Source organism: Luminiphilus sp. nBUS_07, assembly GCF_051201685.1.
Lineage (GTDB): Bacteria > Pseudomonadota > Gammaproteobacteria > Pseudomonadales > Halieaceae > Luminiphilus.
This window is the reverse complement of the sequence record NZ_CP179213.1, coordinates 2,314,735-2,329,104: the sequence shown is the minus strand read 5'-3', so window position 1 is coordinate 2,329,104 and position 14,370 is coordinate 2,314,735. Positions and strand designations below refer to the sequence as shown.

Here is a 14,370-nt window from a genome sequence, read left to right as displayed (position 1 = left end):
CGAAATGCCGCGAGTTGTGCCTATTATGAGTAATAGCGGCAGATAGCCCTCTGGCTCTGGTAAACTGCGCGCCAACTTGTTGTTCATTTCTGGAGTATTGACTCGTGACTGTGCGCACTCGCGTTGCCCCGTCCCCCACCGGTGACCCCCATGTGGGAACTGCCTACATGGCCCTCTTTAACCGGTGCTTTGCTCGTGCCCACGGTGGCCAATTTATTTTGCGGATCGAAGACACCGATCGTGCTCGCAGCACTCCCGAAGCGGAACAGGCGGTATTGAAGTCTCTACGTTGGCTGGGGCTCGACTGGGATGAAGGCCCCGATGTAGGGGGGCAGCATGGACCGTATCGGCAAAGCGAGCGGGGGGATACCTACGCCGAGTATGCCTGGCAGCTGGTGGAAGCGGGTAAGGCGTTTGTGTGTTACCGCACAACCGAGGAGCTCAATACGTTGCGCGAGGCTCGCCGAGAGTCGGGCAATAGCACGGCGCTGAAGCCCTCTGACCTTGTGCTACCGGCTGAAGAGCAGGCCCTTCGCAAAGCGGCTAATGCGCCCTTTGTGATTCGCATGATGGTGCCTGAGGTTGACGGCGCCTGTGCCATTAAAGATATGCTTCGAGGCACGATTGAGTTGGACTGGAGCATGGTTGATGCTCAGATTTTGCTGAAGTCGGATGGCATGCCCACTTACCACTTGGCCAATGTTGTCGATGACCACCTTATGGAAATCAGTCATGTAATTCGCGGTGAGGAGTGGATTAATTCAGCCCCCAAACACCAGTTGTTATACGAGTACTTTGGTTGGGATATGCCTGTACTTTGTCATTTACCGCTGTTGCGAAATCCCGATAAATCAAAGCTTAGTAAACGTAAAAACCCGACCAGTATTTTGTATTACCAGCGCATGGGCTTTTTGCCCGAAGCATTGCTGAACTATTTGGGTCGTATGGGCTGGTCTATGCCCGATGAGCGGGAGAAATTTACGCTCACAGAAATGGAGCAAGCATTCGACATTCAGCGGGTCTCCTTGGGAGGGCCTATTTTCGATGTCGAAAAATTAAACTGGCTCAATGGTCTCTGGATTCGTGAGGACTTAACCACGACGCAGTTGGGTCAGCGCCTTCAAGACTGGGCGCTAAATGCTGAAATGCTGGAAAAAATTCTGCCCCACGCTCAATCGCGTATGAATGTCTTGTCAGACTTCATTCCTTTGTCGGCCTATTTGGTCTCAGGGACCTTGCCCATTACCGCTGAAGATTTTAACGGTGCCAACAGCGATGCCGATGCCAATGTGCGGTGCCTGCAGTTTGTTTTATGGACCCTGGAAGCTCAGCAAGACTGGAGCAGAGATGCATTGTTCGCAGCGCTTAAGTCGCTGTCGACAGCCATGGAGCTCAAGCCCAAGGTGCTATTTGCTCCATTATTTGTGGCAATTGCCGGGGGCAATTCGGGTTATTCAATGCCTGATTCTATGGCGATTTTGGGACCCGATATGACCCGTGCAAGACTGCGTTCTGCCATTGACGTCTTGGGTGGGGTCTCCAAAAAAGCCGCTAAGCGATTGGAAAAGGAATTCGCGGGCCTCAGCGCGTCTTGAGCAGCGAAATGCCAGCCCAGACGGCTACGAAGACTTCAAACGCCAATGCTCCCCAGGTATAGGCGGTGAAGCTCGAACTCATATCAATGCCTAATGAACTATTGGCCACCTGAAAGCTCGAGTCGAGGTCGCTTAAAGCAACGCTGCCTCGGGCGGCGGCAAGGGTGCCAATGCAAATGAGGATGAGCCACAGACCGGGGCGCACGTAGCCTTTAATAAAGGCAGATGCGATCAATATGGCGCCAAAGCTGCCTTGCAAGCCACCGTACATAGCCGCCATTTCTGCATAACCGTTATGAGTGGCAATAAATAAGCCTGCTTGTTGAGCCGGTATTTCCGGGTCTACCCAGCACACGATGCCGTAAGCGAGAAAAATAATGCCGCAGAGGGCGAGTAGAACTTTGGGATACATAGGTTTGGCTCCATGACGTGTTGCAAACAGGGGCGCCGAACGCATTAGCATTCGGGCTTTCTCTCGAAGGTTAAGCATAACCGATGCGCCCGGATTAAAGGAGTTTTCGCGGTTAAGTTGACACAGCACAGCTATATTACTAGCATGCGCCTCCCTCTAGTTCTAAGAGGGTTCTGTGGGGCCATAGCTCAGTTGGGAGAGCGCAACACTGGCAGTGTTGAGGTCGTCGGTTCGATCCCGTCTGGCTCCACCAATTAAATTCCACCACCGCCTTAATTTCTGCTTGAAGTCACTGTTTCCTTAATAGCACCTCACTTTCATGCAATTGGCTTTTGGTTTGGACTAACGCTCTTATTACAACGCCATTTCAAACAAGTACACTTTGTCCTCTTTATAGTGTGCAGGGAGCCCCGTTGTGTCCTCGAGTTCAACGGGTTCCAGCAGTGTGAAACCGTAGGATGTGTAGACCCGAATAAGGGCCTCGTTGAAGCCCACGGTATCGAGGCGCAGAAACTGTATGGGGCCGCTGGCGTATCGAGCTTTCGCCCAGTCGACAATCATCCCAACAAACCCTCGTCCTCTAAACTGCGGGTGGTTGGCAATGCGGTGAATGAATACGGACGGTTGATGGCTGCGCTCGCCCCAAATCTTTGGGTCTTCAAAGGTAACCACCCACACGCAGACTATTTGCTTGCCTTCAACCATTTTCCACTGCCGCTTTTCGGCAATTTCCTCTTCTACCAGTCGTCTATCAATCTTTGGCCACTGGGACATCCCTTTCTCCGCTTGAAGGGCGGTTGCTGCGTCGTACAGTGACAAAATGGTAGGAATGTCTTCGGGAAGGCTTTGAACGATTTCCATGCAGGTTCCCTAATTGTTCGCATCGTGATCGACCGGTGTAAGGTCATTAGGCGGTTTGTGCTGTGTAAGTATAGAGAAGCCAACAGCAATGAGGAAAATAGCAGAGATAATTTAGCCTGTTTGGCATCTATTATGCAGCGCGCTTTACTGTGGGCACGGTTAGGGGTGTTAAACACTTTGCGGTGTTAGGCGGGGGACTGTGCGAGAATCTCAGTCCTAACCCAGCGACGCGCTTTAAAGTGGAGAGAAAATTCATGAGTTACGAGTGTTTTGATTTAACCGTTGCCGAGGGTATTGCGCACATTCGCTTTAATCGCCCTGATAAGGCGAACTCAATGATTCCGTCGTTCTGGAGCGAGCTGCCCGAAGCGGTGAATGCGCTGTCTAGAGATGCTTCTGCACGGGTCATTGTGCTTTCAGCGGAAGGTCGGCACTTTTCTTCGGGTATGGATATCTCTGTGTTTACAGAGGGTGGGCTGGATGGGCCCGCAAGTGGCAGTCGCTTCGTTCGTGCTGAGGCGTTTCGCCATCACTGTATGGAGCTTCAGGACGCTTTTACGTGCTTAGAAGAAGCACGTATGCCCGTGTTGGTGGCCATTCAGGGCGCCGCGGTCGGAGGGGCTATGGATCTCATCACCGCTTGTGACTGTCGCTATGCTACGCGAGATGCTTTTTTCTCTGTGCACGAGACGGCCATTGGTATGACCGCCGACGTCGGAACCTACCCTCGCTTGGTGAAGCTCATTCCTGAGGGTTGGGCGCGTCAAATGTCCTACACCGCTGAACGTGTTGGTGCCGAAAAAGCTCGGGACATTGGCCTCGTGAATGAGGTGTATGACTCGGCAGAGCAATTGCTGGAAGCGGTAATGGCCATTGCCAAACAGATTGCTGGACACGCGCCGTTGGCGGTGTCCGGTGCCAAACGAATGGTTAATTACGCCCGAGATCACACGACGGCAGACGGCCTCGATTACATTGCCACATGGAATGCATCAATGCTTGATGTAGGGGCCATTCGCAGTTCCTATGTTGCGCAGGCTGAGGGCGAAACGCCCCAGTACGATGCCTTACTCCCGGTAAAAAAGACTGCGGGTGAATAATGGGCCTGTGGAGCAAGCTATGAACTTGAAGACAACAATGAAAGTGCTGTTAACGCTGTTGGCCGCAGGCTTTTTTGTGCCGGCAGTAGCCGATGACGAGTCTGAATTCATCGAGCGTGCTCGGGCTGTCCATGCGCGAGTTTTTACTCTTGATGCCCACGCAGATATTGAGATTCCGGGGAAGCCTTCAATGTATGTCGGTGCCGATGGCCTCTCGAAAGTAAGCCCCGAAAAGATGGATCAAGGTGGACTAGATGCCGTCGTTATGGCGCTTGCGGTGGGGCCCAAGCCACGGACTGCTGATGGCTACGCCGCGGCAAAAACTATCGCAGAAGAAAAGCTTTTGGCAGTAAAAACGCTGATTGCCAACGACAGTAATGGCATTCGGTTAGTGACAGATAGTGATCAATTGTTGGCCACGATTGCTGACGGTGATAAGGCCATTATCCTGAGTTTACAAAATGCCCTAATTCTTGGCACCGAGTCGGCCGCAGTGGACTATTTTTTTGACCAGGGCGTTCGAATGTTTGCGCTGACCCACATGGGCCATAACGACTTTGCAGACTCGTCTCGGCCATTATTTAATGCGGCAACAGGGGCCCGTGAGCCTACTGGCGAACACGGTGGTCTTTCGAACAAAGGTATGGCCGCGGTACAACGCCTTAACGCCTTGGGTGCTGTCATTGATATTTCGCAGTTGTCGACCGAAGCCGCGCTTCAAGTCATAGAAAGTTCGGTGGCACCGGTTGTCGCGAGCCATTCCAACGCCCGAGCATTGACTGATGTCAGTCGTAATTTGAGCGATGTAGAAATTAGGCGGCTTGCGGCAGGCGGAGGCGTTATTCATGTCGCTCCTTTTGCGGGCTACTTGTTCGATTCTCAGGATCCCAGCATTGATACAGCGCTTCGATCATTACGCCGGGAAGCGGGGATTGATGAAGACTACCTTTATCCCTTTGAGCTCTATTGGGAAATAAACGACCCTGCGGTAAAGACAGCATTCCTTCGTAGCGCACGAGATTTGTTGGGTCCCATTTCTTTAAGCACCATGCTGGACCACATCGATCACATTGTTGGGCTAGTGGGAATTGATCACGTTGGCATTGGCACAGACTTCAATCACGGAAGCGGTATCCCCGGCTACATTGATGCCAGTGAGTCATTCAATGTTACCGCGGGTTTATTGCGGCGAGGCTATTCAGAAGCTGAAGTTGAGAAAATCTGGGGTGGTAACTTTTTGCGCGTCTGGAAGGCGGTTGAGGGACGACGGACGAAACATTAACAGTATGGCAGCAACAGAAAGCGGCTGTTAATTGATGATCGGCTCTCCTTTTAATACTGCCTCCCCCCTCAGCGCAGGCCTTGGTGTTACGGCGCCGAGCTTTCCTCAGACATAGGCTCATTATCTTGAAAGCGCTCGAACCACGCGAGAATATTGTCAATCTTATCGATCAGTTGACTGGGCTTTCTGGCAATAAAATGTGAGGCACCGGGCAACTCGACCAGTACCGTGGGCACCTTGCGGTACTTCAAGGCGTGGTAAAGCTGCTTTGCTTGGGAGGGCGGTGTACGCAGATCATCAAGACCCACCATCACCAACGTCGGGGTAGTGACATTTCCCACCAAGCTGATGGGCGAAAACCGTAAATAATCATTGGGGTGAGTCCAAGGTGTGCCCGGAATCCGAGTCTCAAAATAATAAAACCAGTTATCGGCGTTGAGAGTTTTGCTGTACCAGTTCATTACCGGTTTGATCACGGCAGCGGCGCGAAAGCGGTCGCTTTTACCTATTATCCAAGCTGTCATAATGCCGCCGGCGCTACCTCCTGTGACATAGAGCTGCTCGGGATCGACAAAACCTTGAGCAATGACAGCATCCACACCGTCCATCACATCGTTGTAATCCTCCCCGGGATAATTGTGGTAAAGCAAATTGCCAAACTCTTCGCCGTAGCCCGTGCTGCCCCGAGCATTGGGGAAAAACACCACGTAGCCAGCCGCGGCATAGAGCTGCATTTCCGGTGAAAATCGTTCTCCATAATTACTGATCGGGCCGCCGTGGTTTTCGACCAGCAGCGGGTATTTTTTTGTAGGATCAAAATGTGAAGGGAGGGTTATCCAGCCCTGAATGTCACGACCATCAACCTGACTTTGCCACCAAAGCTCTCGGGTTTCGCCCAAGGCCCTATGGTCAAGTAGGTCCGCATTGAGATGGGTGATTTGCCGAGGACCACTTGGGGTCGCTATAGCCACATCGGCAGGAAATTCTGGCCGAGTGTAGGTATACGCAATATCCCCTTTGGCGGACACGCTAAAGGAACCTCCGCCATAGGGCCGGCCTATGCTGGTTCCCCCTAAATTGTCAGCGACAATCTCACTGCGATCATCGATAGTGACGTAGCCAATTTTAGTGCGACCCCGGTCATCGTACTGATAGTAGATGCCGGCGGCGTCTGCCGCCCATTGAATAGCGTCAACGCTGCGATCGAGATTAACGAGTAGCGCCCTTGCATTGCTGCCGTCGGGTTCGGCGATTTTTAAGCGGGTGACTTGGTAGGCCTGACGTTTGTCGGTAAAGCCCAGCCACGCGACCCATTGTCCATCGGGTGAGGGGAGGGGGCTGTCATCGGGCCCTGAGGCTGTCGTCATGGGCTCAATATCGCCTGACGCTAAATCAATCGTGTAGACCTCGCTGTTACGGAAGTCATATTGCCAATTTTCACTGCGGTTGCCGGTTACAGTCAGTGCCCTACCATCGCTGCGCCACTCGGGCTTGCGATGATGAAAATCACCTTCGCTGACTTGCCGGGGGGTGCCACCTTCTGCAGGCACAACATACACATGGCTGAATCCGGGATCCACGTAGCCACTACCATCGCGCTCATGATAAAGCCGGTCGGTGACTCTGGGTTTATCTGCCCACTTCGCGCCCTCTGGCGCCGAGGGACGTTTCACTAATACGGGCGGGGCACTTTTCGCCGTCATGGCAAAGGCAATGTGGGTACCGCTGGGTGACCAACGCAGGTGGCTAGGTGATCCCTCAACACGGGTGATACGTGCGCTACGACCACTAGCCAGCCAGTGGACATACAGTTCTGCACCTTCTTTGCCCGCTTTTCTGACATAGGCAATGCGTTGGCCGTCAGGTGACCATTGGGGGCTCGATTCATTGCCTTCAAAGGCAGTCAGTTTGCGGTGTGTCTTGCTGTCGGTGCCCACCAACCATAAATTTCCCCGTCGTTTATCTTTCATAATGTCAAAGCCCATCCTGCGATAAGCCACTTGCCGACCATCGGGAGAGATTTGGGGATCTGAAGCCCATTCGAGATCGAAGACATCTAGGGCTTTAAAAACTGCAGAAGTTTCTTGGGCAGCTGTCGATAATGAAAAAAGAATAAAAATAAATGCGCTGGCAGATAGATAAATTCTGACCTGATGGCGGTGGCGACGGTTTGATTGGGAACTGTGCATAACGTTGTTCTTTGATTCATGACACGGGTACTTTAGCGTCAAGTCCCTGCCTAGGCTAATGCACCGTACCCTATCGAGGAAAAATCGAGGCCTTTCATAAACAGAACCATTTTTAGAGCGCTTGATGTAGCGCTCTGATAGTACCAGTGAAACGAAAAACTTGGGCTTGAGCACCACGTCGACAAGCAAAAGTATTTTTTTGCGCGTTAGCTAAACGGTTTCGATAGTCGTCGCATTACCCCATACCAAGGTAGAAAAAAGGCCGCGATTAAAATCACATTGCTACGGAAAGGAATGCCAAACATGAGTTCAACGCTAAGCTGAAAGGCAATAAGTCCTAATCCAATGGTAGATCTGAGAGGTGGAAGAACTGCAAGCACGGCACATGATTGTAAAATAACAACACCACGTTGCAGCAATTGCGCATTACTGCGATCAGATAAAATGAAGTCGGTGAGAAAAAAGGTCGAGTCACCCATCATTGCGACCCAAAGCTGCAGCGAGAGCCCGTCGCCCCACTCTATGCCTGCTGCTCGAATTTTGCTTGTTCCTCCAAAACTATATAACAGTGCAATGCTAAAAACGCTCCCTAGATAAGCCCATCGGGGATAAAGATCAGGGTTCTTCCAGAAATCTTTTTGGGCTATACCCTCGGCGAGGTCACGGCGATAGAAGGCGTACCACAGTGCGTAATAGATCATTACCCAGTTGGGGACAACGTATTTGTGACGGAACCAGGGAAGGTTCTCCCAGAACACACTCACTATTAATGTGTAACTTAGGACACTCAACCAAGGCAGGACCGTCGCCAAGGGGCGTAGAGTACGAGCATTTAAAAATCCCAGAAAAGGCAGCAACGCCCAACCGATGCCTGAGACCCAGAAAAGGGGTTTCAACAATTTGAGCGCGTAGGGCCAGTCAAAAAAACTCGCGGGTAAAAAATAGCCGGCTAACGATACGGTTGTGCCTTTTTCATAGCCTTGATAGCCCAGATGTGCATGCGTAGTGATATAGATGCATACACCTATTAAAATCCATAACGTGACCTGGCCAAACATTGGAGTGGCAGTGTCGAATAAGGTCTTGAGGCTATCGACAGACCGGCGGCGCGGTATCATGGTTGAGTAAACCTAGTGTTCGCGATTTTCCATGTGTTGCGTCTAGCAATGCCCACCTTATACCCGTCTACAGGGCCTAGCACCGATTGAGTCACTACGACGTAGGGTAGGTGGCGCATCTTTAATAATTGGGACTCAATTTGGCGAGTCACCTCGAGCTTGGTGGCCACTGCGCCATAGGGGATTTGATTATTCGGCTGCTGAATACTACCGGGGGATTGTCGCCCGTACCCAAGCCTGCCAAGCGTGGTCACTGGCGGATCATGGGGGTTACTGATTTGCAGCCCAAAGGTTGTTTGACTCAGAGGGAATCCAGCGGGATCTCTAACCTCATAAAGCGCGACCTGTTTAAGGGGATAGGCAAACATGGTGGCGGCTGAAAATGGATAGAGTTCTTGAGTGTTGAGTGGAACTAAAATCTGCATGGCCAGGACAACAAACAATACGCAAAATTGTGATCTTTCAGTACTGTTAGAAAGTAAGCGCTGGCTTTTATTGCGTAATTTCGCAGTAAATCCCGGTGTATGTGGCATGAGCACTCCCAAGGCTCTTCAAATTACGTCAAGACTGCCACGGTAACACTTTCAATGGCCTGAGCCCCCAAAAAGTTGGCTGGCTTAACTTTTGGAGGCCTTGTTTCAAAATTCAAGCTATCCGGGGTCCGCGGTTGAGCTCTGTCAAGCTTGACAGAGCTCACCAGCCCGCAAGAATTTATTTGGCGGCCCTGAGCCAGCCCAGCACTGTTTCACTCCAATGGCAGTCTGCGGAGGCGATCAATTTGCTCGACAGCTTGAGCAGAGTACAAGTCGTCGGAGTTGATCGCAGCTTGCTGCAACGCGATCATTGCCTCGTCAGGCTTTCCCAAACCAATGTATGCAATGCCTCTAAGGTAATTAGCTTGGGCTTTTTCGGGTATTACTCCTCGTGAAACATCAAGCCAGTACAGCGCGTCTTTAAATTTTTGTTGTTCGATCAACGTGCGCGCGAGGTAGAGAGGGCTCTCAGGAAAACGATTCCGCTGCCATTGCTGCAGAAATAATCGATGAGCAATCTCATATTGTTCATTGGCGAGGTAGCATTTTCCGATATCCTGCTCAGCTGTGTTAGAGAACCGATTCTTTTCTGATTGAAAAAAGGTGTTTGCCTCATCGCACTCGCCAATGGCTAGTATTTCTATAAGCGCTTCTTGATAGGTCCAACTGTGGGTCACTAAGCCAGCGTATTTTTTTGCTGCATTTACATATTGCTGGTTTGTGAAGGGAAAATATTCTGAGGTCTTTAGTTCGATACTGTCTCTAAGACTATTTGAGGACAGCCGCTGGCTGGCGACATAGTTGAATTCAGCAGACTGCCAGTCAAAAAACTCTTCCATGTGATGTTCCAGTAGGGGAAAGTTTTGAGACTCGAAGACCATGGACTTGAAGTTTGCAAGACTTCGTGAGGAATGCCGAGCCATCAAATGTTCCAGCACGGGAAGGTCGATAGTATTGAGCGGAGCGTCTATCGTCGCAACGCGATCAAGTATGTCAGTTGATAATAGGAGGTAGGGCAGGAAGGCTATGGGGAAGCCAATCTCTGACCCGAAATACTCCTTGATCACTTGGGTTTTAGCGACCTGTTCATAGCTTCGAGGTGCCAATGATTGTTGAGAGCAAGCGATTAGGAAGTAACTTGATCTGATATAGGCAAGGCCACACTGCTCAAATACTGAGTCAAGTGTCTTTAGAATAACATTCATACCCTCAGCGCCTACTTTACTATCAGCCCAAGTTACGTAAACACCGCCCGGACTTAGCTTTTTCTGGACAACGTCAAAAAAATCTCTGGTGTACAGTTTTGACGAGCTGAAATATTGAGGTGACGTCACTGTGTTGAGTATGAGTGAGTATGGTCCATCTGTTTTTTTGAGGTATCGAATGGCATCGTCATGAATGATGTCTAGAGTCTTACGGCTAGCCATTTGGAAATTATATTTTTGTAGCCGATCAAGATTTTTGATGATGACTTCATTAATTTCTACGGCCTCAGTGTTGTCAAAAATCAAACTGACTGTACCCGCTGTTGCGCCGCTGCCAATTCCAAGCACGAGTGCGTTATCTGTGCGTGGTGACAGCATTGCTGAAATAGCGCCAACCAATTTCTCATTGGCAGATTCCAGCGGGATACTGATATAGCCATTAATAAAAAAATAGGGCTCTTGATGAAGCGTGACTATTGCAAATACATCCTGAGATCCCTTAAAGGTTTCTATTTTTTTCTGGCTTTCAAGGGCGGATTCGAGTCGATCTGCAGAGCGAAAATTTTTGTGGCTTATGTAGAGTAAGTTTTCATTCCAAATAAGTTGCTGAAGACTATAGCTGGTAAATAGTAAGCCGACGCAAATTGGGACTAAATTGGAGCTCGACGTCTGGTGAATTAGTAGTGCAGCCCCGGTAATGACGCATATAAAAACCAGCAAGGCGCCATAATCTAGGTGCTGGTGTAGGCCAAAGGCCATTAACGTAAACCCCAAGACGTTACCCGCTGATGATATGAATAGCAGCAACCCGGCATCGTAGGAAAGATTAGTCTCTCGTCGCAGCAGTGTTGGAATAGAGGCGCCAAATCCAATGGCGGGTAGCAGCATCAATGCGCAAACGATAAAAAACTTAAGACCGACCAGCAAAGAATGATTCTCGACAACGAGAGGGTAGAAATCGGCATACAGAGTGCCGATACTTTTGAACAGCAAAAGAAATAGGACTAAACCTATGAGCGCTATGACAATGGCGCCTTGGTAATTCAATTTTGAGTGGGACGTAGCCAAAGCACCCAAAGCGATACCTAATAGGCTCGTCGCCAGTACTAGGGCAAAGGTCTCGTTAAAAGGTCCAAAGATAAATTCGAAAATTTTAATGTTGAGTAGCTGAAATATCGCTGAACCTGAGCTTAAAATAAATATCGAAATTAGGACTCTGCGGGGAAATCTGAGCGCAGATAGTGTTCTTGGAAGCGCCTTTATGTGTCCTAGCTTAATAATGTATAAGCAAATTGCGATGGAAAAATTTAACAAGGATAAAAGCTGAATCGTAGCGTTGAGTCCTACGTTTCGCAGCATGAAAAACTCCAACATCAAGGCCGTGGCGACAGCCCCTATGTTGTAAATCGCATAAGTGCGTGAAAACCCATGTTTGGCATTATGTTGCGCCAGATGAGCTGCAAATATTGGAATGCTGCAGCCAATAAGCACCGAGGGTATTGCTAGGATGACCGAAGCGACGCCTACGCTTTTGGTAATACTCGTAGCCGGCGAGATGAGTTGGCTATAAAGCAATTGGTCGATTGGGGCGTAGAGCAACGATAGTGTCAACGCATACAGACCGATGCCTGCCTCGATAAGCCAAAGGTAAGCCGTGAAACGATGTGCGAAGAGAGCGCCTAGGCCTAAGCCGCTGAGGAAGGTTATGAGAATGGTGGCATTTATCGAAAATTGTTGTCCCAGCAGATTGCCCAGAAGCTTGGAGTAGAGAATTTCATATGAAATGCCACAAAACCCAGATAACAGTAACAGCAAGGGGAGAGCTGAATGGCGCATTACGGCTGCGGGTCTCGTTCGGGGTCATCCCCACGATTGGACGCTTGGAAATTTGCCATGGCTTCACTCCACGGCGAATTTTTGGTTAGCCCGGAAATATATAGCGCTTCAACCTGTTTCCTGGCCCACTGAGTTTTGCGCAAAAATTTTAGCGAAGATGTTACCGAGGGATCATTTTTAAAACAATTTATCCTAACGCGCTGAGCCAAATCCTCCCAACCGTGCTTCTCTACGAGGCTATTTAGAATCGCCTCGAGGGTTACGCCATGGAGTGGGTTTTTAGGCTGTCCGTTATTCAAAATTTAAATGTCTCGCTCTGTCTGTTTATTTTTTTGTTACGCCTATTTTCAGTGGTTGTCAGGGTGCTGGTCGCACCGGCCAACAGACAGTTGATTTCATGGGCGGTCACTCCTAAGCCCGGGGCTCCAAGCGCATCGCATTCTATCATTCAATCACGCAAGAAAATGGGTAGTTGAATCCCTACTATTGATCACGTAGGTTTACTCAGGTTTGGTGTTTATTTTAACCGCATCTTGGCACATTCATTTTTCTCTGGGGAAATTTATGAAAAAAAATATAACAATAAGCACAGCAATGTACCGCACTGCAAAAGCAGTGAGCGCCATTACACTTCTTTCGCTGGCTGCCTGTGGCGGCAATGAAGCTCCGGTCGCAGAGGCAGTTGCACCTATGGCGAATCCGAATATTGAAACCGCGAAACAGTGGGTAACGGCAATGAGTACAGGGCAAGCCGAAGGATTGGCTGCTGTTGAATCACTTATGGCCGATGACGGCAAACTAGTTCGAGGGCGCTACGTGGGTTTTGGCTTCACTTGGGACCCCTCTGATGGTGAAGGACGGATGATTGTGGGTACGGTTACTCCAGAGAGCCCAGCGGCAGCCGTATTGCAGGCAGGCGATGAATTTGTCTCTGTCCGCGGTGTCGAAGTGAATAAAGCCAACATGGATAAGCTGGATTTTCGTGGCAAGCCTGGAGAGGTTGTTGAAGCTGTCATTCTTCGTGGTGAGGAGACTATGGAAATAGCGGTCACCCGTGGTGTCATCTCTACGCCTATCTCGAAGGCGCAGAGCCTAGAGTGGATGTCCACTGGCGATGGCGAAAATTGGGCGCCCGATAAGTGGGAGCTTCATGAGGCCGTGGGCAATGACAATGTGGTCTACGTCTGGACTCAAAATTGGGATACCGACGAGACAAGCGGCTTGCCTGTTGAGGCTCACACAGTGACTCGTTTTGTTTTCAATGATGCCGGTCAGGTAAGTCGTGTGGCCAGCCTCAGTGAAGATCGCTTTGCGTTAGAGCAGGCAGGTTGGAATATTAGTCGTTAAGTTGTTTTAAGTTCGACTGTCAGGAGTAAATCTGTGCAGTCGGAACAGCATCGATCAAAGCCCACCTTCGGTGGGTTTTTTTATGGCGAAATTAAAGTGATGGGCGCATGCTTTCAGTGTAGGTGTTCTTGTTAAAGGCGCCTTTACTCGAGATTGCGCTGTATCGGCTAATGTCTGCTAGGTGTAGATAATCTTTACCGGTCGATTTATGCCTCAGTGGGAATAATACGTGCAAGCGCCGACCGGCACGTAGCCGTTTATTTTACTCTGCGATGAAACCTATGATGGTGTCCACTACGACTGTAGTAGGAATCCCCATGGGCTGGGAGGTGAGTGCGTTCATCTGATTGACCACGGTTTGCCCTTCAATTATTGACAGTGCCAGCGTCGCCAATCGCCTGCTTTTCTGAGCGCTATGCTTTGGGTGCGCCGCTCTGATCAGCTTTGTGAAAACCTCTAGGGCATCCTCGTAATAGTTAACCATAATTTTAGCTGCATAAGCGTGCACTCGAGCGGCAGCCCACAGCTCAATAAAGAAGCCAACCAAAGGGCTGTTAAAGGTTGAGTTGCACATGGCTTCGACAAACTGCTGGAGATGGTCTGTCGCATCCAGAGTGTCATGTTGATCCACTGTGTTCATCATTTCAGCCCATGTCTTGTCGACAATGCTTCCAAAGGCAGCTTCAAACAGGTGTTGGCGGCTTGGAAAGTAATACTGCAGCGTCGCCATTCGAATGCCTGCGACTTCCGATGTATTACGCACGGTAAGCGCGGAAAAGCCCTTCTCCAATAAGATGCTCGCAGCTGCCTCCAAAATGAGACCGCGCCTTTCTACCGCTTTCAAGCGTTTGGTGGCTCGGTAAGGAGCTTTTGTTTTTTCTTTTAGGGCCAT

The 14,370-nt window shown here is 50.0% G+C and carries 12 protein-coding genes and 1 tRNA gene; 5 read left to right on the top strand and 8 right to left on the bottom strand.

Annotation, left to right across the window (positions count from 1 at the left end; all coding sequences use genetic code 11):
* The first annotated feature begins 104 nt into the window (after positions 1 to 104).
* Entirely contained in the window at positions 105 to 1,595 is a 1,491-nt protein-coding gene (gene gltX / locus ACMAZB_RS10360; protein ID WP_435216984.1) for a glutamate--tRNA ligase, read from the top strand.
* Here the strand turns inward: gltX and ACMAZB_RS10355 are convergent.
* A complete protein-coding gene (locus tag ACMAZB_RS10355) occupies positions 1,582 to 2,007 on the bottom strand; it encodes a hypothetical protein (RefSeq protein ID WP_040812733.1) in 426 nt (141 codons plus the stop codon). The two genes, gltX and ACMAZB_RS10355, sit on opposite strands and share 14 nt — an antisense overlap.
* Before the next feature lie 177 nt (positions 2,008 to 2,184).
* Between ACMAZB_RS10355 and ACMAZB_RS10350 the strand changes: the two genes are divergently transcribed.
* A tRNA-Ala gene (locus tag ACMAZB_RS10350) sits at positions 2,185 to 2,260 on the top strand.
* Between the two features lie 101 nt (positions 2,261 to 2,361).
* On the opposite strand, the gene ACMAZB_RS10345 is transcribed toward ACMAZB_RS10350, so the two are convergent.
* Positions 2,362 to 2,868: a GNAT family N-acetyltransferase gene (locus ACMAZB_RS10345; protein WP_435216983.1), complete on the bottom strand. Its 507-nt coding sequence runs from the start codon at positions 2,866 to 2,868 to the stop codon at positions 2,362 to 2,364.
* A gap of 254 nt (positions 2,869 to 3,122) precedes the next feature.
* On the opposite strand from ACMAZB_RS10345, the gene ACMAZB_RS10340 reads away from it, so the two are divergent.
* Both ACMAZB_RS10340 and ACMAZB_RS10335 read left to right on the top strand, forming a co-directional pair.
* Positions 3,123 to 3,968, top strand: a complete 846-nt coding sequence (locus ACMAZB_RS10340; protein WP_435216981.1) for an enoyl-CoA hydratase-related protein — start codon at positions 3,123 to 3,125, stop codon at positions 3,966 to 3,968.
* A gap of 19 nt (positions 3,969 to 3,987) precedes the next feature.
* Positions 3,988 to 5,250, top strand: coding sequence for a dipeptidase (locus ACMAZB_RS10335; protein WP_435216979.1), 1,263 nt, complete (start codon positions 3,988 to 3,990; stop codon positions 5,248 to 5,250).
* Positions 5,251 to 5,336: 86 nt separating this feature from the next.
* Here ACMAZB_RS10335 and ACMAZB_RS10330 read toward each other — a convergent pair whose 3' ends face one another.
* The 5 genes from ACMAZB_RS10330 to ACMAZB_RS10310 all read right to left on the bottom strand — a co-directional run bounded on the left by ACMAZB_RS10330 (position 5,337) and on the right by ACMAZB_RS10310 (position 12,430).
* Positions 5,337 to 7,439 carry a prolyl oligopeptidase family serine peptidase gene (locus ACMAZB_RS10330; protein WP_435216977.1) on the bottom strand — a complete coding sequence of 701 codons (2,103 nt, stop codon included), beginning with the start codon at positions 7,437 to 7,439 and terminating at the stop codon, positions 5,337 to 5,339.
* 206 nt (positions 7,440 to 7,645) lie between these two features.
* Entirely contained in the window at positions 7,646 to 8,557 is a 912-nt protein-coding gene (locus tag ACMAZB_RS10325; RefSeq protein ID WP_435216976.1) for a hypothetical protein, read from the bottom strand.
* Positions 8,554 to 9,090, bottom strand: coding sequence for a hypothetical protein (locus ACMAZB_RS10320; RefSeq protein WP_435216974.1), 537 nt, complete (start codon positions 9,088 to 9,090; stop codon positions 8,554 to 8,556). Before ACMAZB_RS10320 ends, ACMAZB_RS10325 begins: the two co-directional genes overlap by 4 nt.
* Before the next feature lie 212 nt (positions 9,091 to 9,302).
* Positions 9,303 to 12,131, bottom strand: a complete 2,829-nt coding sequence (locus tag ACMAZB_RS10315; RefSeq protein WP_435216972.1) for a hypothetical protein — start codon at positions 12,129 to 12,131, stop codon at positions 9,303 to 9,305.
* Positions 12,131 to 12,430 (bottom strand): VF530 family DNA-binding protein, encoded by a 300-nt coding sequence (locus ACMAZB_RS10310; protein ID WP_435216970.1) that lies wholly within the window; start codon positions 12,428 to 12,430, stop codon positions 12,131 to 12,133. Before ACMAZB_RS10310 ends, ACMAZB_RS10315 begins: the two co-directional genes overlap by 1 nt.
* 265 nt (positions 12,431 to 12,695) lie before the next feature.
* On the opposite strand from ACMAZB_RS10310, the gene ACMAZB_RS10305 reads away from it, so the two are divergent.
* Positions 12,696 to 13,478, top strand: a complete 783-nt coding sequence (locus tag ACMAZB_RS10305) for a hypothetical protein (RefSeq protein WP_435216969.1) — start codon at positions 12,696 to 12,698, stop codon at positions 13,476 to 13,478.
* A gap of 262 nt (positions 13,479 to 13,740) precedes the next feature.
* Here ACMAZB_RS10305 and ACMAZB_RS10300 read toward each other — a convergent pair whose 3' ends face one another.
* Positions 13,741 to 14,370: a TetR/AcrR family transcriptional regulator gene (locus ACMAZB_RS10300; RefSeq protein ID WP_435216967.1), complete on the bottom strand. Its 630-nt coding sequence runs from the start codon at positions 14,368 to 14,370 to the stop codon at positions 13,741 to 13,743.